The organism is Halorubrum ruber (genome assembly GCF_018228765.1).
Lineage (GTDB): Archaea > Halobacteriota > Halobacteria > Halobacteriales > Haloferacaceae > Halorubrum > Halorubrum ruber.
Map to the genome: position 1 here is coordinate 26,479 of NZ_CP073695.1, position 23,618 is coordinate 50,096.

21 protein-coding genes and 1 pseudogene are annotated in these 23,618 nt (G+C 72.3%); 16 read left to right on the top strand and 6 right to left on the bottom strand.

Features of this window, described 5'->3' with window-relative positions; genetic code table 11:
* Positions 1 to 706 precede the first annotated feature (706 nt).
* Together J7656_RS00150 and J7656_RS00155 are read right to left on the bottom strand one after the other, a co-directional pair.
* Entirely contained in the window at positions 707 to 1,414 is a 708-nt protein-coding gene (locus J7656_RS00150; protein ID WP_121595304.1) for a phosphoglycerol geranylgeranyltransferase, read from the bottom strand.
* Between the two features lie 90 nt (positions 1,415 to 1,504).
* A complete protein-coding gene (locus tag J7656_RS00155; RefSeq protein WP_121595303.1) occupies positions 1,505 to 2,584 on the bottom strand; it encodes a tubulin/FtsZ family protein in 1,080 nt (359 codons plus the stop codon).
* 74 nt (positions 2,585 to 2,658) lie between these two features.
* Here J7656_RS00155 and J7656_RS00160 point away from each other — a divergent pair, with 74 nt between their 5' ends.
* The 12 genes and pseudogenes from J7656_RS00160 (at position 2,659) to J7656_RS15050 (ending at position 15,550) form a co-directional block, all read left to right on the top strand.
* On the top strand, positions 2,659 to 3,363 hold the full coding sequence (locus tag J7656_RS00160; RefSeq protein WP_211553734.1) for a DUF7310 family coiled-coil domain-containing protein: 705 nt from the start codon (positions 2,659 to 2,661) through the stop codon (positions 3,361 to 3,363).
* Between the two features lie 7 nt (positions 3,364 to 3,370).
* The gene (locus tag J7656_RS00165; RefSeq protein ID WP_026046111.1) at positions 3,371 to 3,835 is read left to right on the top strand and encodes a DUF7311 family protein; all 465 of its coding nucleotides are present in this window, start codon (positions 3,371 to 3,373) and stop codon (positions 3,833 to 3,835) included.
* A gap of 107 nt (positions 3,836 to 3,942) precedes the next feature.
* Positions 3,943 to 5,901, top strand: a complete 1,959-nt coding sequence (locus J7656_RS00170) for an ATPase, T2SS/T4P/T4SS family (protein WP_017341965.1) — start codon at positions 3,943 to 3,945, stop codon at positions 5,899 to 5,901.
* A complete protein-coding gene (locus J7656_RS00175; protein ID WP_017341964.1) occupies positions 5,898 to 7,730 on the top strand; it encodes a hypothetical protein in 1,833 nt (610 codons plus the stop codon). Before J7656_RS00170 ends, J7656_RS00175 begins: the two co-directional genes overlap by 4 nt.
* Positions 7,731 to 7,814: 84 nt before the next feature.
* Positions 7,815 to 8,315 (top strand): DUF7283 family protein, encoded by a 501-nt coding sequence (locus J7656_RS00180; protein ID WP_017341963.1) that lies wholly within the window; start codon positions 7,815 to 7,817, stop codon positions 8,313 to 8,315.
* Between the two features lie 21 nt (positions 8,316 to 8,336).
* Positions 8,337 to 8,795: a DUF7285 family protein gene (locus J7656_RS00185; RefSeq protein WP_017341962.1), complete on the top strand. Its 459-nt coding sequence runs from the start codon at positions 8,337 to 8,339 to the stop codon at positions 8,793 to 8,795.
* Complete coding sequence (locus J7656_RS00190; protein ID WP_017341961.1) at positions 8,786 to 9,382, top strand: DUF7284 family protein; 597 nt, start codon at positions 8,786 to 8,788, stop codon at positions 9,380 to 9,382. The genes J7656_RS00185 and J7656_RS00190 overlap by 10 nt, the downstream gene beginning before the upstream one ends.
* Positions 9,376 to 12,614, top strand: a pseudogene (locus J7656_RS00195) (DUF7286 family protein). Before J7656_RS00190 ends, J7656_RS00195 begins: the two are co-directional and overlap by 7 nt.
* Before the next feature lie 59 nt (positions 12,615 to 12,673).
* Positions 12,674 to 13,129 carry a DUF5791 family protein gene (locus J7656_RS00200; protein WP_017341959.1) on the top strand — a complete coding sequence of 152 codons (456 nt, stop codon included), beginning with the start codon at positions 12,674 to 12,676 and terminating at the stop codon, positions 13,127 to 13,129.
* The gene (locus J7656_RS00205) at positions 13,126 to 14,028 is read left to right on the top strand and encodes an NAD-dependent epimerase/dehydratase family protein (protein ID WP_017341958.1); all 903 of its coding nucleotides are present in this window, start codon (positions 13,126 to 13,128) and stop codon (positions 14,026 to 14,028) included. The genes J7656_RS00200 and J7656_RS00205 overlap by 4 nt, the downstream gene beginning before the upstream one ends.
* Before the next feature lie 124 nt (positions 14,029 to 14,152).
* On the top strand, positions 14,153 to 15,328 hold the full coding sequence (locus J7656_RS00210) for a DHH family phosphoesterase (RefSeq protein ID WP_017341957.1): 1,176 nt from the start codon (positions 14,153 to 14,155) through the stop codon (positions 15,326 to 15,328).
* A gap of 90 nt (positions 15,329 to 15,418) precedes the next feature.
* The gene (locus tag J7656_RS15050) at positions 15,419 to 15,550 is read left to right on the top strand and encodes a hypothetical protein (protein ID WP_283091177.1); all 132 of its coding nucleotides are present in this window, start codon (positions 15,419 to 15,421) and stop codon (positions 15,548 to 15,550) included.
* A 61-nt stretch (positions 15,551 to 15,611) separates the two neighbouring features.
* Here the strand turns inward: J7656_RS15050 and pan1 are convergent, their stop codons facing one another.
* Complete coding sequence (gene pan1 / locus J7656_RS00215) at positions 15,612 to 16,829, bottom strand: proteasome-activating nucleotidase Pan1 (protein WP_007995214.1); 1,218 nt, start codon at positions 16,827 to 16,829, stop codon at positions 15,612 to 15,614.
* Positions 16,830 to 17,022: 193 nt separating this feature from the next.
* Here pan1 and J7656_RS00220 point away from each other — a divergent pair, with 193 nt between their 5' ends.
* The 4 genes from J7656_RS00220 to rad50 all read left to right on the top strand — a co-directional run bounded on the left by J7656_RS00220 (position 17,023) and on the right by rad50 (position 21,913).
* A complete protein-coding gene (locus J7656_RS00220) occupies positions 17,023 to 17,286 on the top strand; it encodes a helix-turn-helix domain-containing protein (protein WP_004598708.1) in 264 nt (87 codons plus the stop codon).
* 93 nt (positions 17,287 to 17,379) lie between these two features.
* Complete coding sequence (locus J7656_RS00225; protein ID WP_017341956.1) at positions 17,380 to 17,793, top strand: DUF7966 family protein; 414 nt, start codon at positions 17,380 to 17,382, stop codon at positions 17,791 to 17,793.
* Entirely contained in the window at positions 17,790 to 19,223 is a 1,434-nt protein-coding gene (gene mre11 / locus J7656_RS00230; protein WP_211553735.1) for a DNA double-strand break repair protein Mre11, read from the top strand. Before J7656_RS00225 ends, mre11 begins: the two co-directional genes overlap by 4 nt.
* The gene (rad50, locus tag J7656_RS00235; RefSeq protein WP_211553736.1) at positions 19,220 to 21,913 is read left to right on the top strand and encodes a DNA double-strand break repair ATPase Rad50; all 2,694 of its coding nucleotides are present in this window, start codon (positions 19,220 to 19,222) and stop codon (positions 21,911 to 21,913) included. The genes mre11 and rad50 overlap by 4 nt, the downstream gene beginning before the upstream one ends.
* A gap of 436 nt (positions 21,914 to 22,349) precedes the next feature.
* Here the strand turns inward: rad50 and J7656_RS00240 are convergent, their stop codons facing one another.
* The 3 genes from J7656_RS00240 to J7656_RS00250 form a co-directional block, all read right to left on the bottom strand.
* Positions 22,350 to 22,811: a DUF7346 family protein gene (locus J7656_RS00240; protein WP_017341953.1), complete on the bottom strand. Its 462-nt coding sequence runs from the start codon at positions 22,809 to 22,811 to the stop codon at positions 22,350 to 22,352.
* Positions 22,812 to 22,837: 26 nt separating this feature from the next.
* Positions 22,838 to 23,287: a DUF7322 domain-containing protein gene (locus tag J7656_RS00245; protein ID WP_017341952.1), complete on the bottom strand. Its 450-nt coding sequence runs from the start codon at positions 23,285 to 23,287 to the stop codon at positions 22,838 to 22,840.
* A gap of 110 nt (positions 23,288 to 23,397) precedes the next feature.
* Positions 23,398 to 23,571, bottom strand: coding sequence for a DUF7331 family protein (locus tag J7656_RS00250; RefSeq protein WP_004599863.1), 174 nt, complete (start codon positions 23,569 to 23,571; stop codon positions 23,398 to 23,400).
* Positions 23,572 to 23,618 lie beyond the last annotated feature (47 nt).

A 23,618-nucleotide genomic window follows, 5' to 3' on the forward strand; every position in this document is an offset into this window, starting at 1 on the left:
TTATGCTGAACGCTGTTGCGGTGAGGCGCCGTCTCGCGATTTCTGGTTGCTCGGCTTTGTGACTCCGGAGACGAGACTACGAAATCGGTTTTTAAATTCTGGTCGCTCGTTTATAAATAGGTCACCGTGGATCGACCAAGAACGTCGTCAAGGCCCCAACCGCCCATTTATAAATAGTCGAATACGGATCGACGGCGTACACCTCCAAAGCCCCAGCCGCTCGGTTATAAGTGATTGACTGCGGATCGACGGTGAACACCTCCAAATCCCCAGCCGCGAGGCCGGCGTACGCTCGCTGCGCGCTTCACTCGGTCGCTCACTCCGTTCGCTCCCTCGTTCCAGTGCTTGCGTCGCCTACGCCGGCCTCGCGGCTGCCCCTTTGAGTCCCACCCCGCACGGCACCGCACAGCACCTCACACCTCCCCAGCCTCGTCGGTGGTCCTCCGCTTCGCTCCGGACCACCGACTCCCTCGCGCGGTGCTGTTCGCGCCCTCCGGGCGCTCACAGGCACGCGCCGACCGTATCACTGGCCCACTTAGCCCAGTAGATCGACTGTCTTCCTCGGATGAAGCATCCGCGAGCGAAGCGAGCGGTTCACCGACGGCGAGGCGAACGCCGAGCCGTCGGCTTTTTCCCTCCAGGTTTTTCGAGGAGCGGTTCCCGAAGCGAACGAAGTGAGCGAGGGAACCCGACGAGAAAAAGGTGGTTAGGCGTCGTGCGCGTCCTTCGCGCCCTTCACCGTCTCGCGGACGGCGTCGACGCCCTCGTCGTGGAGCAGGTCGCCGACGACGATCACGTCGCTGTGGGCGGCCATCTCGTTGGCCGACTCGTAGTCGTGGATGCCGCCGCCGTAGAAGAGGGTGGCGTCGTCCAAGGCGTCGTGGGCGGCCGCGACCTTCTCGGTGTCGCCGAAGGTGCCCGAGTACTCGACGTAGACGATCTCCTGGCCGAACATGCGCTCCGCGATCTTCGCGTACGCCGCCACGTCGTCCGCGGCGAGGTCGCAGTCGGCCTCCGTCAGCTGGGCGACCGACGCCTCGGGGTTCATCACGATGTACGCCTCGGTGTGGGTCCGGCTCCAGTCGAGGTCGTCGATGCGTACCCACTCCTTGTGCGCGCCCGTGATCCAGAACGGGCCGCCGGCGTTGAACACGGTCGGGATCAGGTAGCCGTCGAGCGCCGGGGAATCGATCACGACGCCCGGGTTCGACGGCTCCTGGTACAGCGGCACGTCGTACTCCGCGGCCGCGTCGACGACGCGCGTCATCTTCTCCGCGGTGACGTCGAGGGTCCCGCCGATCTCGATCGCGTCCGTCCCGGTCCGGCAGACGTCCTCGAAGGTCTCGCCCGACCGCAGGTCCTTGTCGGGGTCGACCTTCAGCACGTGGTCCCAGTCGTCCCACGGGTTGGTCATCGGGCGAGACTCCACCGGGCGAGAACAAAAAGGTGCGGAACCTGTCCCGTCGGCCGGGCGTGTCGCCCGGTTCCGGGCGGCGGAGCGCGCTTAGAGCAGGTCGTCGATCTCGTCGTTGTCGAACGCGGCCGCCGGGTCCGGCTTCTCCTCGCGCTCGTCGCGGACCGCCTGCCGCGCGCGCTCTAGGAACGCCTCGACGCGCTGCGACCGCTCGACGCCCGCGAGCAGGACCAGTGCGGCGATCCGGTCGGAGTCGAGCGGGAAGTCCCCGCCGCGCACCTGCATCGACCCCGTCTCCTCTTGGAGCCACTTCCGGGCCTTCTCCGCGCCCTTCCGCGAGATCCGGTCCGGGTCGCCCGCGACCGCGACAAGCGCGGCGTCGGCGTCGGTAGCGTTCGGCAGCGAGAGGCCCGTCATCACCGCGCTGCGGACCGCGCTCGTCACCGTGGTGACGTTCTCTTCCGGGTCCTCAGCCGCTGGCGCCGACGCGAACCCGACCGCCGCCATCCCGCCCGCGCGGAGCGTGTTGATCACCTCGCTCGTGTCGACGACGGACTCGCCGACGCCCTCGACCGCCTCGCCGGCGGCTAAGATTAGGCCGATCCGCTTCGCCATCGAGGCGTTGATCGCCTCGTAGCCGCCCTCCATGGACTCCCCCGAGGAGCGCCACGCGTCGTTGTCGAGGAGTATCGTCGCGTCCGCCTCCCGGACGAGCGTCTTGAGCGATCGCCCGGCGTTCACCTGGTACATCGTCCCCTCGTCGCGGCCCGGGAGGATTCCGATCGCGTAGACGGGGACGTCGTACACACGGTTCAGCTCGCGGACGAGGACCGGCGCGCCGCCGGAGCCCGTGCCGCCGCCGAGACCGGCGACGACGAACACCGCCTCGGCCTCCGCGGTGACCTTCGGCGCGAGGGCGTCGAGCACCTCGACGGCGTCCTCGTCCATCACTTCCGCGCCCAGTTCGTTGTCGCCGCCGACGCCGTGGCCGTTGACGCGCGACTGCCCGACGAGGACCGTTTCGAGCGGGAGGGGGTCGAGGTCGGCCGCGGCCGTGTTGACGGCGAGCGCGTCGAGGACCGCGCCGTAGCCGGCGTCGGCGTCGAACTCCGCGATGGCTGTCGTCAGCTTACCGCCCGCCTGTCCGACGCCGAGGAGGACTGCTTTCATGCGGGGACGTACCACTCCCGGCGACAATACCCTTTCCCCGAGATTTAAGAGTGGAGCCGCGGGCAACGGCGCGCATGACCGACAACACGCGGGGTGCGGAGCCGCCGAGCGCGGAGCCGCCGAACACGGGAACGGAGGCGACGCGGACGGCGGCGGAAACCGAGGCGACGACCGGCACGAACGAGGCGACGACCGGCACGAGCGAAGCGGACGACCGGATCGAGGCCCGCCTCAGCGCCGTCGAGCGCGCGGTGACCGGGAGCGACGCGCGCCCGGCGGACGCCGCCGCGGGGGCGGAGGCGACCGCCGAGCGCGAGCGGCTCGAATCGCGGCTCGACGACCTCGAGGAGCGCGTGGCGGAACTTGAGGCGGCGACGCAGGCGGTCCGCGGCTACGCGGGGGCAGTCAGGGCCGTCAACCGCGAGGTCGAGCGCCGGGCCGACCTGGCGCTCGCGCGGGCGACGGAGGCCGGACGGGAGAGCGGCCGAGACGGCGGTGGCAATGGGACCGGCCGGGGCGCCAGCGACGGGGGCGATCGAGCCGCCAGCGGCGGGGCCGGGCGAGACGGCGGGAGCGGCGCGCCCGATCGAGGCGCGAGGGACCGGGATGGCCCCGACGGTGCGGTTCCATCGGAGAGTGCCCTCGACGCTGCCCTGCCGGACGACCGGCCGACCTCCGGACCGCGAACCGGCAACAGCGAGCCCGACGGGGACGACGGAGACGGCGACGACAACGCGTGGGCAACGGACGCGCTGGACCGGCTCCGGGAGTCGCTGTGAACGGGCCGTGATCCGGGTGGTCCTCACCGTCCTCGTGGCGGTCGCGTTGCTGGCGGCGTCGATGCCCGCGGTCGAGACGGCCCGGACCGCGACGACGGGTGAGCGGATCGGCGCGGAGGCGGACCGATTGGAGCGGGCGATCGGCGGCGTCGTCGCCGGGTCGACCCCCGTGAGCGATCCCTCGATGGCGGCGCAGACGACGGTGCTCCTCAGGGTTCCGACCGGGTTCGCCGCGGCGGACGTCGATCGCGTCGCACTCGTCGAGTCGCCGGACCGACCGGGCGGCCTCGCGCTCGCGTATCGGATCGACGACCGGCCGGAGCGCACACTCCGCGTCGGCACTGGGTCCGCGGAGCCGGCCGTCGACCTCGCCGGCGGAGCGATCGAACTCCGACCGGGCGGGGCGAACCGGGTCCGGGTCCGATACGTCGACGACGAGGGGCCGACGGTCCGGATCCGTCGCGTCGGATAGCTCCAGTCGACCGGGATCCGTCGCATCGGAGAATTCCGGTCGACTGGGGGACCCGGGAGCGGACGCCCGGCCGATCGTTTATATACCAAACCGGGGCCACGCCCGCCATGAACCTCGGTCTTAGCGAGCGGATCGCCGGCGACGACGGCGAGACGCCGCTTCGACGGCTCCCGTGGGTCGACGGCGACGCCGGCGGGTGCCGATGCGAACCGACGTTCCGCGAGCCCGTGGGGACGGGCGTCGAGGACCGGGTCGTCCTCGACGTCGACGCCGACGGCTGCCCGGGACGCGGCGACCTCGCCGCGAGCCCGGACTGCCTCGCGACCGTTATCGCGGCGCTCACCGACCGGGACGCGGACGTGATCAGGGCTCGACATCGCGGGCGCGAGCGCTCCTACGCCGACCACGCTGCCGATCTTCTCATCGCCGCGGGACGGTTCCGCGAGCGGATCGAGTTCCACGAGGAGAGACTCGCCGATCGGGTCGCCCGAGACCCGCTCGGCGCGGCGGCGGAGGCGGCCGGACGGGCGGGTCCCGCGAAGCGGATCGCGACCGAGACGGGGCTGCTGTCGGCCGCCGAAGAACTCGCGGGAGACACGGGGCTCGGCGGAGACGCGGAACGAAGCGAGAGCGACCGCGACTTGAACGAGAGCCTGCGAGCGCACATCGGGCCGACGGCCGCGACCGCGCGCGTCGCGGCCGCGCCCCCACCGGGCGCGACGCTGGCCGACCGCTGGACGGTCTCGACCGGGGCGACCGTCCGGCTCTACGAGGGCGACGGCTCCCTCAGGACGTACCACCTCACGCCGCCGAGCGCCGACTTAGACGCCGAGAGCGTGGCGACGCTGGCCGCCGCGCGCGACCGGCTGCTCAACGACCCCCGCGGCGGCGACAGGGCGCCGGGGCGAGCGGTGCGGGCCGTGGCCGACGACGACGACCCGGTCGCGGACCTGACCGAAGTCCTGCGGCGACACACCCACGGCTACGGTGCGTTCGAACACGTCTTCGCCGACGACCGGGTGAGCGACGCGACGGTGACGGCGCCGGTCGCGGAGAACCCGCTCCGCGTGGTCCTCGACGGCGAGCGGTGCCGGACGAACGTACGTCTCCCGCCGGAGGGGGCCGCCACCCTCGCGTCGCGGCTCCGGCGAGAGAGCGGCCGGGCGTTCTCGCGGGCGACGCCGACGCTCGACGCGACGATCGAGTCCGAGACCGGGCGCGTCAGGGTCGCCGCGGCCACGGCCCCGGCGAGCGACGGCCTCTCGTTCACCTTCCGCCGCGGCGACCCGGAGGCGTGGACGCTCGCTCGGTTAGTGTCCGTCGACACGCTCACGCCCGCGGCGGCCGGGCTGTTGTCGGTCGCCGTCGAGCGCGGCGTGACCGGACTGGTCGCCGGCGGTCGGGCGGCTGGCAAGACGACCGCGCTCGGGGCGCTGCTGTGGGAACTGCCCGCCGAAACCCGGACGATCGTCATCGAGGACACGCCGGAACTCCCGGTGGACGCGCTCGCCGACGCCGAGCGGGACGCCCAGCGGCTCCGGGTCGGGGACGGCGCCGAGCTCGCGCCGGCTGACGCCGTGCGGACCGCGCTCCGCATGGGCGGCGGCGCGATAAGCGTCGGCGAGGTGCGCGGCGAGGAGGCGCGGGCGCTGTACGAGGCGATGCGCGTCGGGGCCGCCGGCGAGACGGTCCTCGGGACGATCCACGGCGAGGACCCGGCGGCCGTCGAAGAGCGTGTCGTCACCGACCTCGGGGTCGCGCGCTCGTCGTTCGCCGCGACCGACCTGATCGCGGTCCTCGACGACCACCGCGTCGAGTCGATCGTCGAGGTCGGCGACCACGGCGACGGGGTGAGCTTCGATCCGCTCTTCGAGCGGACCGAGCAGGGACTCGTCGCGACGGGGCGGATCGACCGCGGCGAGAGCCGACTGATCGAGGACCTCGCGGGATCGAGCGAATCGTACGCGGCGGTTCGAGAGGCTGTCGACCGACGGAGCGACCGAGTCCGCGACGCGGTTCGAACGGGACGGATCGCGCCGGCGCGGTACGCCGGAGGCGACCGATGACGGGGCACCGGTCGACAGCGTCCGACGAGTCCGGCCTCCACTCGAACGGCGACGACGAATCGGACGTTTCGGAGGAGCTCCGCCGCGCGGTCGCGTTCCTCGGGTGGGACGTCTCCGCCGATCGCGTCGTGGCCGTCGGGTACCAGGTCGGCGCCGTCGTCGGCGCGGTCGTCACTGCCGTCGCGGCGCTCCTCGCCGGCGCGGTCGCCGCCGCGCCGGCCGGGCTGGCCGCCTTCGTCGGCGGGGTTCACGCCGTCCACCGGGCGCCGGTCTGGCTCGCGTCGCTCCGGCGGACGCGCGCGCTCGGCGCGGCACCGGGGCTCGTCGGGCGGCTCGTGTTGCGGATGCGGCTCGACCCCTCGACCGAACGGGCGGTGCGGTTCGCCGGGCGGACAGGAGACGGGCCGCTGGCGGCGGCGCTCGCCCGCCACGAGCGTGGGTGCGCGGACGGACCGACGAGCGGACTTCGGGCCTTCGCTCGCGAGTGGCGCCCCTGGTTCCCGGCGATCGACCGCGCCGCGGCGCTCGTCCGGACGGCGGCGACCGCGCCGCCGGAACGCCGCGGGCGGTGTCTGGACCGTGCGCTCGACGCGACGCTGTCGGGGACGACCGACCGACTCGCGTCGTTCGTCGGCGCGGTCCGCGGGCCGGTCTCCGCGCTGTACGCGTTCGGCGTGCTGCTCCCGCTGGCGCTCATCGCGCTGCTTCCCGCGGGCGCCGCCGCCGGCGTCGCCATCGGTCCCGGGCTCGTCGCCGGCCTGTACCTCGTCGCGCTCCCCGGCGGACTGGTGGCCGCCTCGGCGTGGCTGCTCTTCCGGCGACCGGTCGCGTTCCCGCCGCCGGAGATCAGCGGTGACCACCCGGACGTGCCGGATCGGCGCGGCCACGCTCTCCTCGTCGGGTGCGCCCTCGGGGCGGCGGCGGCCGTCGTCGCCGCGAGAACCGTCGCGCCGTGGGCGTGGCCGGTCGCGGGGGTCGGCGTCGGCGTCGGGAGCGCGCTGTTCGTCGTCGCGAGACCCCGTCGGGCCGTGTTGTCGGACGTGCGCGACGTCGAGCGAGGGCTGCCGGACGCGATGACAGTGATCGGCGGCGACGTGGCGGAGGGCGTCGCGGTCGAGACCGCGGTCGCGAACGCCGGCGAGCGGCTGGACGGCGCGACCGGCGAACTGTTCGAGCGCGCCGGACGCCGGAGCGACACGCTGCGGGTCGGCGTCCGCGAGGCGTTCTTAGGACAGGGCGGACCGGCGGCCGCCGTCCCGTCGCCCCGGCTCCGGGGCGCGATCGCGCTGCTCGCCGTCGCCGCGCGTGAGGGCCGGCCGGCCGGCGACGTCCTGCTGGAACTCGCGGACCAGCTGGAGTCGCTGCGCGAGCTCGAACGCGACGCGAGGCGGCAGCTGGCGACCGTCACGGGGACGCTCTCGAACACCGCGGCGGTGTTCGCGCCGCTCGTCGGCGGGGCGACCGTCGCACTCGCGACGGGGATCGACGCTGTCGACGTCGGCGGTCTCGGAGCCGGGGCGGCAGCGGGGGCCGACGCGCTCGGCGGGGGGCTGAGCGCCGGAGGCGGAGCGACCGCCGGCGCCGGCGGTGCGGCGGGCGGGAGCGGCGCGGCAGAGGCGAGCGGCGGCGCGGGGGCCCTGTCGGTGCCGGTACTCGGACGGATCGTCGGGACGTACGTACTGCTGCTCGCCGCGCTCCTCACCGGGCTCGCGACCGGGCTGGAGCGCGGATTCGACCGGACGCTGGTGGCGTATCGGATCGGTATCGCGCTGCCGACGGCCACCGCGACGTTCCTCGTCGCGTTCGCCGGCGCCGGCCTCCTGTTTTGAAGTCGGCCGGCGGGGGAACGAGGTCGCGTTCGGACCCGACCTCCGCGCCGATCATTTATATACCAAGCCGCGGCCAGCCGCGCCATGTTCGAGACGCACCTCGACGCCACGTACGCGTGGCTCGGTCTGGCCGTCGTGAGCGTCGCGGCCGTCGGCGTGGCCGCCTCGTTTCCGGCCTCGCCGCCGCCGGACGCCGACGGCGTGGCGCGCACGATCGACTCGGTCGCGGACGGGGAGTACCCGGCGACAGCCGAACACGGGATCGCCGCGGAGCGGCTCCGGCTCGCGGAGGGATCCGTCTCGCTCGGCGACGATCGGGGGACGGCGCGGGCACCGCTCGACGCCCCGCGGATCACGCCGGTGATCCGGCCGGCGGCGGGGGTGAGCCCGGAGGCGACGACGGACGCACGGCTTCGGCGCGTCCTCGCCGGCGCTCCCCCGGACGCCGCGTTCGACGATCCGGCGGCGCTCGCGGCGGCGGCCGAGCGCGCGCGCTCGGCGGACGCGACGTGGACGCCCGCGCCGGAGCGGGTCACGGTTCGACGGGTCCACTACGGCGACGTCCGCGTCACGCTCGTGGGGTGATCTCGTGTGTTACATGGTCTCGTGAGGTCGGACGAGCCGAAGGCGACGGAAGCGTCGACGCGGCCGACCGCAACGTTCTCGACCGCCGACCGCGCCGCCGTCGAACCGACCGCCGCGCTCATCGCGGTGGTGGTCGTCGGACTCGCGTTGGGGCTGTACGCCGGCGCGTTCGCGGACGCAGCCCCCGACGACGGTCGGTCGACCGCGAGGGCGGCGCTCGACCGCGTCGAGGAGACAGTCACCGTCGGCGGCGTCGTCGATCCGAGCCGGATGCGGCGAGTCGAAGCGCCGGGGACCGAGACCGCGATCGAACTGGAGGCTGGCGGCGAGCGGTGGCTGGCGGCGTCGGGTCCGGACGCGCCGGGACCGCCGGAGGCCCGGTCGCCTGACGCGGTTGCGGTCGCCGAGCGGCGGGTGACGGTCCGGGTAGCGCCCGGCCGCAACGTCCGCGGGACGCTCCGGGCGGTGGTGTGGCGGTGACCAGCACCGTCCTCGACGTGACCGTGCTGCTGCTGTGCGTCTCCGCGAGCGTCGTCGCGCTCAGCGCGAGCGACCCCGGCGGCCCCGACGGCCCGACAGCGACCGACGCCGCGGACCGGCTCGTCACCGAGACCGCGACCGTGACGTATCCCGACGACGACGCGCCGAACGGGACGCGACGGATCCACGCGACGCGCGCGGAGCTGCTCGCGCTGATCGCCGACAGGGCAGCCGAGGGAGGCGCGAAGGGCGCGTTCGATCGCCGGGCGATCGGTGCGGTCCGAACCGGCGTCGGCCCGCGGACGCGCGTCGACGTTGCCGTCGACGAGCCGGCGCGGACGGACGAGCGGATCGCCGGCGTCCCGGAGCGGTACCGGACGCGAGGGGAGTCATCGGCGACCGCTTCGTACGGGACGGCGGCGGATGAGGACCGATGGATAGTCGCCGTCGGACCGGAGCCACCGCGGGACGCCACCGTCGGCGTCGCAGTCGTCAGACAGCCGCTTCCGTCGGACGGGGGCGGCGAATCGGCGTCCGATCCCGACGGTCCGGATCCCGTGGTTCGGATCGTCGTCCGGAGGTGGTGACCGTGGGGAGCCGGGACGATCGACGGTCGACGCTCGGTCGGCGGCCGCGGACGTTCGCCGTCGACGAGCGGGCGCGAGTGCCCTTCGCGCTGGTCGGCGTGCTGTTGCTCGTGACGAGTTCGGCGTACGCCGCGGGGCTCGCCGAGCAGGGGCTCGTCGGTGAAGATCGCCGCGTGGAGCGCGCGGTCGAGCGCGTTGACGCCGACGCCACCGCCGCGCTCAGGAGCGCGGCTCGAGAGGCCGCCCACGACGCGGCGGCGGAGCCGGTGACGCGCGCGCCGGGTGGATCGGGACCGGGGGCCGAAGCGGTCCGCGAGGAGTCCGCGTTCGAGGACGCGTTCCGGATTCGGCTCGCGCTCGCCGGGGCCGAGGCGTTGCGCGCGGTCGAGAGCGACGTCGGCGGCGTCGAGGCGAACGCCTCGCTCCCGCCGGTCGATTCGGTCGACGACCTCGTCGCGGCGCGCGAGCGGGTCAGCGTCGAACCGGCCGCGAACGGGACCGCGACGCGGGTCACCTTCGCGGGCGTCGCGACGACCGCGACGCGGGACGGCCGAACGGTCGTGAACCGGACGCGGTCGCGGACGGTCACGGTCCCCGTGCCGACGCTTGCCGCCCACGAGCGGACCGAGCGGTTCGAGCGCCGGCTCAACCGCGGCCCGGTCGAAGGGCCCGGGCTCGGCAGACAGGTCACCGCTAGCCTCTACGCGATGGCGTGGGCCAGAGGGTACGGCCAGTACGCCGGCGCCCCGGTCGAGAACGTCGTCGCGAACCGCCACGTCGAGCTGTCGACGAACGCCGGGATCGTCCGCGTCCAGCGGGACGTGTTCGGGACCAGCGACCCCGACGCGCGCGGCGGCGTGGCCCGCGCGGCCGCCCGGACCGGCGTGACCGACCTGTTGTCTCCGACCGGCGTCCGCGAGGCCGCCTGGACGGACGCCGTCCTCGGAGCGCCGACCCCGACGGGGACGGGAGACAGCGAGGGAGGAACCCCAGCTTCGACCGGCGACGAGACGGCGAGCGAGGACGCCGCCTTCGATCCGGGCGCGGACGCGACGAGCGAGACCGCGTCGGTCGAGGTCGGGCACGCGGCCGACCGGGCCGCTACGCGCGTCCACGACGACCTCGAATCGATCGTGCGGGCGAGCCACCGCGTCAAGGCGACCGCGGAGACGGAGACGACCCGGGTGGCCGACGGCGGCCCCGTGACGCCGGATCGCCCCCGGTCGCTCCTCGACGAGCCGTGGCGACGGGTCGACACGTCAAGGACGGAGCGGATCCGGGTTGTCGACGGGAGCGACCTCCGAACGGGGACCGACGGTGAGACGGTGTCGGCCGGCGAGTCCGTGTCGTTCGGCGGCGCAACCCGGGAGGTCATCGTGGAGCGCGCCGCGACCGCAACGTGGGAGCGGCGGGTCGTCGAGCGGGGGCCGAACGGGACGGTACAGAACGTGCGCGTCGACCGCGCCGTGACGCGCGACGAGGCGACGGACCGGTACCGCGTCCGCGTGTCGGTGACCGGGACGTACGCGCCGCGAGACGACGCGCCCGACAGGCCCACGGCGACGTTCGGCGCCGGTGAGGGCGGCGACATCGTCGGGCCGGACCTCGCGGACACCCCGGCGGCCGCGATGGCGGACCTGAACGTCGAGACGGACGGTGACGTGGATCGACTGGCGCGCGATGCCGTCGAAGGAGGCGACGAGACGCGGTCGACGGTCGTGTACGGCGACCGGTCGGACGCGGACGTAGACCGAATCGCGAGGGACGTCTCGTCGCTGTCGGAGCGCGTCCGCGAGATTGAGACCGAGGCGTCGATGGCGGACACCGCAGCCGGGAAGTCGACCCCGTACCGAGACCTCGCCGCGACCGTGCGCGACCGCCGGGACGCGCTCCGCGACGCCCCGTCGAGATACGACGGCGCAGTCGACCGAGGACGCGTCGCCGCCCGCGTCGCGTACCTCGACGCCGTGATCGCGGAGCTCGAATCGGCGTCCGAAGACAGGGAGGCGGCGACGGAGGGCGTGCTCGACCGCGTGAACGACGCGTTCGGGGGCCGCCCGTCGGCGAGGTGATCGCCAGCCGCGAGGCCGCCCGCGACCCGGGAACCTACAGCGTCGGCGACGAGGGGCCGGGCGGCGCCGTCACGTTCGCCCCGGAAGGGTCGCCGGGGTACCTCCCGCGGACGGCGGTCGACGGCGAGCGCGTCGAAGGCGTCGACGGCACGACGACGCGACCGCTCGCGACCCGGAACGTGAACTACGTCACGCTCCCGTACAGCGACGTCTCGGGCGGCATCGCCGACCGGATCCTCGGCACCGACGACACGGTCCGTCTCGGCGTCGCCGGGCGGTCGCTCCTCGCGGCCGACGAGGCGCTCGCGGCGGCCGACGACGACGACCTGCGCGCCGACCGACGCGCGCTCGCCGGCCGGATCGACGCCTCGCTTGACCGCGTCGACGACGCGCTAGCGAACCGGCTCGCGGAGCGGACCGACCTCTCACGCGAAGAGCGGAACGCGGTGTTGGAGAACACTGCGGCCGAGTACGACTCGCTCGGCGAGAGGGCCGTCGCAGTCGGCGACGGCGAGTACGCGAACCGCGTCGCGAGCGAGGCGGCCCGGATCGGGGCCCTTTCGTCGGCCGGGCGGCTCGGGCTCGCGGCGCACCTCCGGGTCGCGACGCGCGAGGAGACGGGGCGGAACGCGGTCCGTGTTCCGGCCCGATTCGTCGACGAGACGACGGCCGCGTCCCGCGCGGTTCGCCGGAAGAAGGTCGAGTCGAAGATCGAATCCCGCGCCCAGAAGGCGGTCGCGTCGGTGCCGGACGAGCGTGTTCCGAAGCCCGTTCGGACCGTGGGAGCGGGACTTCCGGTCGCGCCCGTCCCCGGCTACTGGGTGGCGACGGTCAACGCGTGGAACGTGGAGGTGCGCGGGGAGTACCCGCGGTTCGCCCTCCGCGCGAACGTCGGGACGCCAGACCGCCCGTTCGAGTACGTCCGGGAACCCGGCGCGGTCAGCGTCGACGTGGACGGCGAGTCGGTCGCGCTCGGGAGGACCGAGCCGGTCGCGTTCGAGACGCGGACGGTCGTCGTCGTCGCCGTCCCCGCCGGGCCGCCGGGCGTCGGCGACGTCGGCGGAACGCGCGACGAGACCTCCGGCGGCTGGCCGTGCCCGGGGGCGCTGACCGCGTCGCCGGCGGAAAGCGACGACTGCGAGGCTGCGCAGGGGGACTGACGGGCGCCGTTGAGGCCGCCGACCGCAGCCGTTTTGAGACACGGCAACCGAGTGGCGGTATGTTCCACGAGGTCGTCGACGGCCGCGGAGCCGGACCCGACGTCGACGCCGACGAACCGGCGGCGGCGGATCTGCTCGCCGCCTTCGAAACGATGGTATCGGAGGCGGCGGCGGCGAGCGTCGATGGCGACCGGCTCGTCGACGAGGTCGGACTGTCCAAGACGGACGCGAACGCCGTCCGCGACGGGGACGTCGCGGCGCTCTCGCTCGCGGACGCGACGGCCGTCCTCGCGGCGGCGAACCCGGACCGCGACGCCGACGCGATGGTGGCGGAGGTCCGTGATCACCTGCTGATGGGGATGGCGACCGCCGTCCTCGACGTCGACGCGATCGCCGCGAAGATCGACGCCGACCTCACCGGTCAAGAGGTCCAGCAGGCGCTGGAGGGGCGGACGACGATGACCCTCGGACAGCTCGCTGAGATCCTCGCGGTCATCGAGCGCCGGAAGCCATGAGGGTCGTCGTCGTCGGCTGCGGCTACGTCGGGCTGGCGCTCGCGGCCCAGCTCGACTCCCGGGGGCACGCAGTGACGGGCGTTCGGCGGTCCAAGGCCGGGCTGGACGCGGTCGACGCCGTCGCCCCCGACGTCGAGGCCGTCCGCGCGGACGCGACCGACCCGTCGTCGCTATCGGCGCTGCCGGACGCGGACGCGGTCGTCTTCGCGGCCAGTTCCGGCAGCCGCGGCGCCGACGCGGCGCGGGAGGTGTACGTCGACGGACTGGCGAACGTCGTCGACGAGTACGGCTCGCGGTCCACTCCGCCGGACCGATTAGTGTACACCTCCTCGACGGGCGTGTACGGCGACCACGACGGCGGCTGGGTCGACGAGGAGACGCCGGTCGAGCCGACCACTGAGAAGACCCGGGTCCTCGCCGAGGCCGAGCGGATCGCGACCGAGCGCGCGGCCGACACCGGGATAGACGGGACCGTCGTCAGGTTCGCGGGGCTGTACGGCCCGGATCGATACCGGCTGGAGCGGTACGTGGAGGGGCCGGTGACAGCCGGGTACTTGAACATGGTCCACCGCGCGGACGCCGCGGGGTCGATCCGACACCTGCTGGAGACGGACCGCGCGCGCGACCGCGTCGTCCTCGTCGTCGACGACGAGCCGGTCGACAAGCACGCGTTCGCCGACTGGCTCGCGGACGCCTGCGGCGTCCCGCGCCCGGAGAAGCTGTCGAAGGACGAGCGGATCACGGCCGGCGACCTCTCCGCGGCCGCCGAGCGCCGGATCCGAACGAGCAAGCGGTGTTCGAACGCGCTGCTCCGCGAGCTCGGCTACGAGTTCGTCCACCCGACGTTCCGGTCGGGGTACCGCGACGCCGTGCGCGCGTACCGGGCGCGGACCGAGTAGCGCGCCCCGGCCGGATGGTGACCGTTTCGGCGTGTAAACGCCCGAAAACGGCCGATTTCCGTCGGTTCAGCTCCGTCGGAACGGTAACGAACCTTCATGTGTCGGGAGCGATTCGCCACTACCCATGCGAGCGATGAGCGCGGTCGGCGACCGGTTCTCGCAGGCGGAGGCCATGGCCCGAGAGAATCCCGAACTCGCCGTCGCCGCGGCGCTCGTCGTCCTGATCGCCGTCGCGGCCGTGGTGGTGGTGCTGCGGTCCCGGCGCACGCCGGGGGTGCGGTTCCGCCGACTGCTGGCCGACGAAGACGAGATAACGGTGTTGATGCACCCGAACCCGGACCCCGACGCGATGTCGGCCGCAGTCGGGGTCGCCTCGCTCGCCGACCAGGTGGACGTCGACGCGACCGTCCAGTACCCCGGCCAGATCCGTCACCAGGAGAACCGGGCGTTCCGGACCGTCCTCGACCTCGACTTGGAGCCGATCGAACACGTGAGCGACCTCGCGGCGGAGTCGGTCGTCTTAGTCGACCACAACGAGCCGCGAGGGTTCGCCGGCGCCGACGGCGTGTTGCCGACGGCGGTCGTCGACCACCACCCCGGGGACGGCGCCGGCGAGTCGTTCACCGACGTGCGGACGGACTACGGCGCGACCGCGTCGGTCGTCGCCGAGTACTTCCAGGACAACGACGCCGTCCCCGTGCCCCCCGACAAGCACGCGAGCGAGACGGCGAGCGCCCTGACGCTGTCGACTGACACGGCAACCGGGCTGCTGTACGGGATCTTGGCCGACACGAAACACCTCACTGTCGGCGCCAGCGAGCCCGACTTCGCGGCGGCCGCCTACCTCTACCCCGGCGTCGACCAGGACCGGCTCGACCGCATCGCGAACCCCGCGGTCGACGCGGAGGTGCTGGAGGTGAAGGCCCGGGCGATCGCGGGACGCCGCATCGAGGGGTCGTTTGGGGTCGCCGACGTCGGCGGCGTGAACAACGTCGACGCGATCCCGCAGGCGGCGGACGAGCTGATCCAGCTCGAGGGAGTCAGCGCCGTCGTGGTGATCGGCGAGCGGGACGGCACCGTCCACCTCTCGGGGCGGTCGCGCGACGACCGGGTCCACATGGGCAACGCGATCGCGGCGGTGTTAGACGACGTCGACAACGGGAACGGCGGGGGCCACTCCCGGATGGGCGGCGGGACGATCCAACCGAACGTCGACCCCACCGGGGAGGGAGAGCCGGAGACCGTCGACCGCGACGCCCTCGCCGACGGGCTGTTCCGGGCGATGGCGGGCGACGTGTGATCGGTGACCGACCCGGGCGGCCGCGCGCCACAGACGTCCGCGGCGGACGCGAGCGCCCGGATTTAACTTCCGGGCCGCGGTACCTCCGGTATGAACGTCGCTGACGCGCTCGACGACGGATGGCTCGCGCTCGCCGGCGTCGGCGCGGGCTACGCGCTCGCGGCCGGACTGGTGTTCCTGCTGGTTTTCGCGGTCCCGTCCCTCGCGGTCGCGGGGCTGTGAGGACGGTCGAGAGAGAAATCGAGTCGACGGCGGCTTCCGGATCGGAGCGAAGACGACCGGATCAGGCGAACGCCAGCGAGTCGTCGGCGCTCGTCTCCTCGTCCTTGCTGAGCTTCTCGTGGGCCTCGAGGAAGTCGTCGAGGGTGACCTCCGTGCGGTCGTCGCGGATGGCGAACATCCCTGCCTCGGTACACATCGCCTTGATGTCGGCGCCGGAGGCGTCGGGGGTCAGCTCGGCCAGCTCGGCGAAGTCGACGCCGTCGGCGAGGTTCATGTTGCGGGTGTGGATCTGGAAGATGATCTCGCGGCCCTCGGTCTCCGGCTTGGGCACCTCGATGAGACGGTCGAAGCGGCCGGGGCGGAGGATGGCGGGGTCGAGCATGTCGAAGCGGTTGGTCGCGGCGATGATGCGGACCTCGCCGCGCTCGTCGAACCCGTCCATCTCGGAGAGCAGCTGCATCATCGTCCGCTGGACCTCGGCGTCGCCCGAGGTCTTCGAGTCCGTCCGCTTCGAGGCGATCGCGTCGATCTCGTCGATGAAGAGGACGGCGGGCTGGTTCTCGCGGGCGACCTCGAAGAGGTCCCGGACCAGCTTCGCGCCCTCGCCGATGAACTTGTGCACCAGTTCGGAGCCGGCCATCTTGATGAACGTCGCGTCCGTCTCGTTGGCGACGGCCTTCGCGAGCATCGTCTTGCCCGTCCCCGGCGGGCCGTACAGGAGCACGCCGCTCGGGGGCGTGATACCCACGTCCTCGAACATGTCGGGGTGTTCCAGCGGCATCTCGACGGTCTCGCGGACCTCCTGCATCTGGTCTTCGAGCCCGCCGATGTCGGCGTAGGTGACGTCCGGGGAGTGCTCGACCTGCATGACGCGGGCGCGGACATCGGTCTCCTTCTCTAACTTCTTGACCACCGACAGCGAGTTGTTGACCGCGACGCGGTCATCGGGGTCGAGCTTCTCGCGCATCTCGTCGGTAATCTCGGTGAGCGCCTCCTGGTTGTTCCCGTGCTGTTTGATGACGGCGCCGTCGGGAGTGATCTCTTGGACCGTCGCCACGAACAGCGGGGACTGCTTCAGCTTCTTGTTCTCGTGGGTGAGCCGTTCGAGCTTCTGCTGGTACTTGTTGTTCTCCGCGTTGGCGTCGAGGAGCTTGTCGCGCATCTCCTCGTTCTGGGACTCGAGCACGTCGAGCCGCTCCTGTAAGGAGTCGATCTTCTCCTGTTTCGACGCCGCTCCCTCGTCGTAGGGCATATCGACGTCGTCGACCGTGTCGCTCATTGTGTTTATTAAAGCGTCTCGCGGATAAGAGGCTTCGGGTGGGGGCACGACAGGGGCGTACCGCCAACAAGACGCCGAACAGCGGCGGTCTGCGTCCGCGACTATCGGTACCGTTGGCCGCCGGTTTATGATTGAAAGTAATTAAAATGGATAGTAAATATTATCAAATAGCATGACGACGATCAGACCACGCATGAGCACGACCGACGCCGTTACCGCCGACGACGGGACCGCGGACCGCTGGGCGGCCGTTCGCGACCTCCCGCCGAGCGCGAAGTTAGTCGCGAAGGTGTTAGATTACAACGACACGCTGACCCAGAGCGAATTAGCCGAGGAGACGCTGCTCCCGCCCCGGACCGTCCGCTACGCGCTGTCGCGGCTCGAAGAGGAGGGCGTCGTCGACTCGCGGTTCTCCTTCACGGACGCGCGAAAGCGACTCTACTCGCTGGGTATCTGATCGGGAGCGAACGAGCGAACGGGTAAGCGACAGCCGCCGCGTCGAGGGGAGACGGCCGCGACGATTTATATCCGATACCGCGCCAGTTGGCCCGTGGTCTCGACTACCGCCGTCAAGCGCGCCCTGGCCGCGCTCGCGACGCGCACCGACACCGCGAGACGCCCGTACGTCGCCGTGATCGACGAGGCGGACGCCGCGCGAACCGACCTGCGGCGCGCGGCCGGGTTCGTCGACGCCGTCGGGCTGGACCGGCTGGCGGACGCGATCGACGCCGCGGAGCGCGCGGGCGACGAGGCCGCCGCCGAGCGGGGACGCGACGCGCTCGCCGAGTATCGGGCGTTTCGACGCGCGGCGGCGGGCGACGCCGACGAGAGCGATGCCGACGAGCGCGCCGGTGTCTCCCGGTGGGGCCGCGACACCGACCGCGAAGCGGAGCGCGGCCCCGACCACTTCCGCTCCGGCCCCGGAATCCCTAAGCCGGGCACCGGCCAAGACCCGTCCAGATGACACGGGTGATCCACACCGGCGACACCCACATCGGGTACTCGCAGTACCACTCGCCGGTCCGACGCCAGGACTTCCTCGACGCGTTCGAGGCCGTGGTCGACGACGCGGTCGACGACGGCGTCGACGCCGTCGTCCACGCGGGCGACCTCTTCCACGACCGCCGGCCCGAACTGCGGGACTTGATGGGGACCATCTCCGTCCTCCGCCGGCTCGACGACGCCGGGGTCCCCTTCCTCGCGGTCGTCGGCAACCACGAGTCGACGCGAGGCGGGCAGTGGCTCGACCTCTTCGAACGACTCGGCCTCGCGACCCGGCTCGGCGACGAGCCGGTCGTCGTGGGCGACACCGCCTTCTACGGCCTCGACCACGTCCCCGTCTCGCGGCGCGACGACCTCGACTACGCGTTCGCCGACCACGACGCCGAGTACGCGGCGCTCGTCGCGCACGGGCTCTTCGAGCCGTTCGGCTACGCCGACTGGGACACGGAGACCGTACTGACCGAGAGCGACATCGACTTCGACGCGATGCTGCTCGGCGACAACCACAAACCCGACACCGCCGAGGTCGCCGACACGTGGGTCACCTATCCGGGCTCGACCGAGCGCGCGAGCGCGAGCGAGCGCGAGGGCCGCGGCTACAACCTCGTCGTCTTCGACGCGGACGCGGCGGGCGGCGACGACCGCGTGGAGATCCGGCGTCGGGCGCTCGACACCCGACCGTTCGTCTTCGTCTCGGTCGAACTGCGCGAGGGCGAGGGCGAGTCGCGGGTCCGCGAGCGCGTTCGCGAGTACGACCTCGCGGAGGCGGTCGTCCACGTCGATATCACCGGCGAGGGCGACCCGGTGACGCCCGCGGCCGTCGAGGAGTTCGCCAACGACGAGGGCGCGCTCATCGCGCGCGTCACGGACAAGCGAGAGGTCGACGCGGACGGCGAGGTGGACGTGAGCTTCGCCGACCCCGAGGACGCGGTCCGCGACCGCCTCGACGAGATGGCGCTGTCGACCGCCGCGCGCGACGTCGAGAGCGCGGTCCGCGAGGACACGGTCCCCGACGCCAACGTCCGCGAGACGGTGAAACGCAGGGTCGAGGAGCGGCTCGATGAGGGGGAGGATCTCGGCGCGTTCGAACCGGTCGAAACGGCCGCGGAGCCGATCGAGACGGACGACGACGACGCCGGCGACGACGATAGCGACGAACCAGAGGGCGAGACCGTCGACGGTGGTAGTGATGAACCGGCCGACGAAACCGTCGATGACGGGAGCGACGAATCTGATACCGGCGAACCGAAGCCCGATGACTCGGACGCCGACCAACAGAAGCCAGACGAATCGGCCACCGACGAGCCGGACGCCGAGTCCGATCCCGCGGAGGCGGCCGACCCCGATCCGGCGTCGACCGACGGCCAAGTCTCCATGGAGGACTACCTGTGAAGTTCGACCGCGTCCGCCTCGCGAACTTCAAGCCGTACGGGGACGCAGACCTGCGGCTGACGGAGGGGGTCACGGTGATCCACGGGCTCAACGGCAGCGGGAAATCGTCGCTGCTGGAGGCCTGCTTCTTCGCGCTGTACGGGTCGAAGGCGCTCGACGGGACCCTCGAGGACGTCATCACGAACGGCGAGGAGGAGACGGAAGTGGAGCTGTGGTTCACCCACGACGGCGTCTCTTATCGGGTCGAGCGCCGGCTCAAGTCCTACGACGGCCGGATCGACCACCAGTGTACGCTCGAATCGATCGACGGGAGCGACGTGACCCGCGACGGCGCGCGGGCGGTCCGCGAGTTCGTCACGGAGCTGCTGCGGATGGATGCCGAGGCGTTCGTCAACTGCGCGTACGTGCGGCAGGGCGAGGTGAACAAGCTCATCAACGCCACCCCGCGGGAGCGACAGGACACGATCGACGACCTGCTCCAGCTGGGGAAGCTCGAGGAGTACCGCGAGCGCGCCGGCGACGCTCGGCTCGGCGTCGAAGACGTCCTCGAAAACCGTCGCGGGCGGCTCGACCAGCTCGACGAGCAGATCGCCGCGAAGGAGGACCGGGACCTCCACGGACGACTCAACGAGTTAGAGAGCGAACTCGGCGAGGTCGACGAGGATATCGATCGGTACGAGAGCCAGCGCGAACAGGCGAAGGAGACGCGCGACGCGGCCGCGGAGACGCTCGAGACCCACGCCGAGAAGCGGGAAGAGTTGGAGTCGGTCGAAGGGGAGATCGACGAGATCGAGGCCGCGATCCGCGAGGCCGAGCGCGAGCGCGACAACCACCGCGACGCGATCCGCGAGGCCCGCGAGCGGATCGGAGAGATCGAAAGCGAGATCGACGACCGGCTCGACGACGCCGGCCTCGACGCGGCGAGCGAGGAAGCGATCGCCGACCGCCGCGAGGAGCTCGGCGACCGGGAAGAGGCGGTCCGCGAGGAGCTCGACGACGAGCGGGTGAGCGCCGAGGCGTTCCGGAACCAGGCGACGAACCTCGCCGGGAAGGCGGACGACCGCACCGAGCGCGCCGCGGAGATCGAGTCCGAGGCCGACGACCTCGCCGACGAGGCGGAGGCGGCGGCCGAGGAGGCCGACGAACGCGAGGCCTCGATCGAGGAACTGCGCGAAGAGGCCGACGGACTCCGCGAGCGGATCGCGGCCGCCGACGCCGACGTCGACCGCGACGGGGTCAGCGAGGAGCGGGACGCGCTGCGCGACGAGCGCGGCGAGGTCCGCGAACGGATCGCCGAGCTGTCGGCGGAGCTGAAGAACGCCCGCGAGCGGGTCGAAGAGGCCGAGGAGCTGCTCGCGGCGGGGAAGTGTCCCGAGTGCGGGCAGCCGGTCGAGGACTCGCCGCACGCCAGCGGGATCGAGGAGGATCGTGAGCGCGTCGCGGAGCTCGAAGCGGAGCTGGAGGACGCCCGCGAGCGCGAGGACGACCTCGACGAGCGGATCGCGGAGCTGGACGAGCTCGCGAGCGCCGCGGACCGGCTCGACGAGATCGACGAGCGGGTCGAGACCCTCGAATCGCGGGTCGAAGAGAAGCGCGAGGAGGCGGAACGGAAGCGGGAGTCGGCCGAGGAGAAGCGCGAGCGCGCGGCCGACCTCAGGGAGGAGGCCGAAGAGACCCGCGAGGTCGCCGCGCAGAAGCGCGACGAGGCAGAGGAAGCCGCAGAGCGCGTCGAAGAGCTGGAGGCGTCGCTGTCGGAGATCGACGACGACCGCGAGGCGGTGACGGCGATCGAAGAGCGCCTGTCCGCGATCGCGGAGGCGGAAGACGAGATCGAACGACGCCGCGAGAAGCGGGAGAACCTCGAGGAGGTGAACGACGAGCGGCGCGGCCGGCTCGCCGACAAGCGCGATCGCCGCGACGAGCTCGCGGACGCCGTCGACGAGGCCGCGGTCGAGAACGCGAAGGAGCGGAAGGCCGACGCCGAGCAGTACCTCGAACAGGTCGCCGAGGAGCTCGACCGTCTCGGCGAACGGCGGGAGGAGATTCAGAACGCGATCGGCGGGGTGAAAGGCGAGCTCAGCGAGCTGGAGGCGCTCCGCGAGGAGCGCGAGGCGCTCGGCGAGCGCGTCGAAGCGCTCGAAACGCTCCACGAGGAGACGAGCGAGCTGGAGTCGATGTACGGCGACCTGCGCGCGGAGCTCCGCCAGCGCAACGTGGCCGAACTGGAGCGCACGCTCAACGAGACGTTCGAGCTCGTCTACGGCAACGACGCCTACTCCCACATCGAGCTTGACGGCGAGTACGTCCTCACCGTCTACCAGAAGGACGGCGAGCCGCTCGACCCCGAGCAGCTCTCCGGCGGGGAGCGCGCCCTGTTCAACCTCTCGTTGCGCTGCGCGATCTACCGGCTGCTCTCCGAGGGGATCGAGGGCGCGGCGCCGACCCCGCCGCTCATCCTCGACGAGCCGACCGTCTTCCTCGACTCCGGCCACGTCTCGCGGCTCGTCCGGCTGGTCGAGGAAATGCGCGGGTTCGGCGTGGCCCAGATCGTCATCGTGAGCCACGACGACGAGCTGGTGGGCGCGGCCGACGAGCTGGTCACCGTCGAGAAGGACCCGCGCTCGAACCGCTCGACCGTCCGCCGGGAGGATGCGGCGGAGCTTGACCTCGCGTCGCTCGCGGACGACTGAGCGTCACTGCCGCTGCGCCGGGCCCCTTTATAAATATCAGACGACGGCAGGAACGGTAGAAGCCCGCGGCGACGCCGCCGCTGAGAGGGACGGCGACGTCAGACCGCCCCTCCACGTCGGCGCGTGCCGACGAGCGCCCGAAGGGCGCGAGTCGCACGCGCGAGGGAGTCGCTGGCGGCGCCAGCCGCCAGCGACGAGGCTGGGGAGGCGTGAGGTGCCGTGCGGTCGCGGTCGGGTGGGGCTCAAAGGGGCAGCCGCGAGGCTGTCGCAGGCGACGTAAGCACCGCAGGAGCGAACGAAGTGAGTGACGAGGAGCGCAGCGAGCGTGCGACAGCCTCGCGGCTGGGGCTTTGGAGGTGTTCGCCGTCGATCTAGAATCAACTATTTATAAGCGAACAGCCGCAGCCGACCGCAGATCGCGGTTATAAGTGAGGTCCTAGTCGCCCTCGTCAACCCCGTCGCCCTCGTCCGCCGACCCGCCGCGCAGCGCTTCCAGCGCCTCGACCGCGACCGGGGTCGCCTCGTAGCCGCGTCGACCGGCGACCTCGGCCTCGTCGACCAGCCCGGCCGCGCGGAACTCCGTGATCGTTCCGTGGAGGTCCGACTCGCACATGTCGGCGGCGTCGAGGAGGTCGATCGCGGCGATCGGCCCCTCGTCGACGACCACAGCGAGCAGCCCGAGCGACCGGTCGTCGCGGACCGCGCCGAGCGTCCGGCGGACCGGCTCCGGCACGCCGGAGGCCGCTGTCGCGAGCGGTGACTCGCCGTCGACGACCGAGAGCTGGTCGTTGTCGACGTACCGCTCCGCGCCGGTGGCCGGGTCCCGCACGCGGCTGGACTCGGCGGAGCGCTTCACGAGGAGGTACGTCTCGCCGTCGCCGTCGCGGACCGTCTGCATGGTCGGAAGAGGGCGCTCGCCGGGCATTACCTTTCCGGGGGCGCCGCCTCGGGGGCGGCGTCCGGATCCGCGTCGCGCTCCGGAGGCGTGTCGTCCTCGGGAGTCGCGTCGCTTTCCGGGTCCGGGTCGCGCTGCTCGTCCCGCGACCGCTTCCAAGACCGGTACGTCTGGTAGGTCCGGACGCCGGCGAACAGGCCGCCGACGAACAGGGCCGGCCCGACCCGCGACCAGCCCTCGAAGAACCACACCATCGGGCCGAGCGCGACGAGGAGGACGGCGGCGTTGGCGTAGATGACGGCGACGACGAACGCGCGGAGGGTCCCCTGGTCCACGTCGCTCGCGCCCTCGAAGTCGCCCCCGTCGTCGAACGACTTCACCGAGGGCGCCTTCGGGATGTCGGGCGTCATCTCCCGCTCGGCGTCGGAGCTCTCGCCGACGGAGATCTCGCCCTCGTCGTCCTCGTCGAGGCTGAACACGCCCGACCATACGCCGCGCCGGGGCAAAGGGGTTCCGTCCGGACGCGGCGCCGCGGCTACGGGAGGCGAGCGCTGGACGACGGAACGGAGGACCGAGGCCGAGAGCCGCTTCAGACCGCGTCGGCGAGCCGCACGGTTCGGCTCGCTTCGACCCACGCGAGGGGGTTCGTGGCGTCGAAGAGTACCACGTTCCCGTCGTCTTCGTACGCCTCCACCTCGGCGTCGACCGCGTCGGAATCGGCCGGACGAGCCGCCTGGGGTTCGGAACGTGGGTCCGAAGACATGGACCGTGGTAAGTCGTCACACAATATATGCCTTTCCGTGGCGGGAT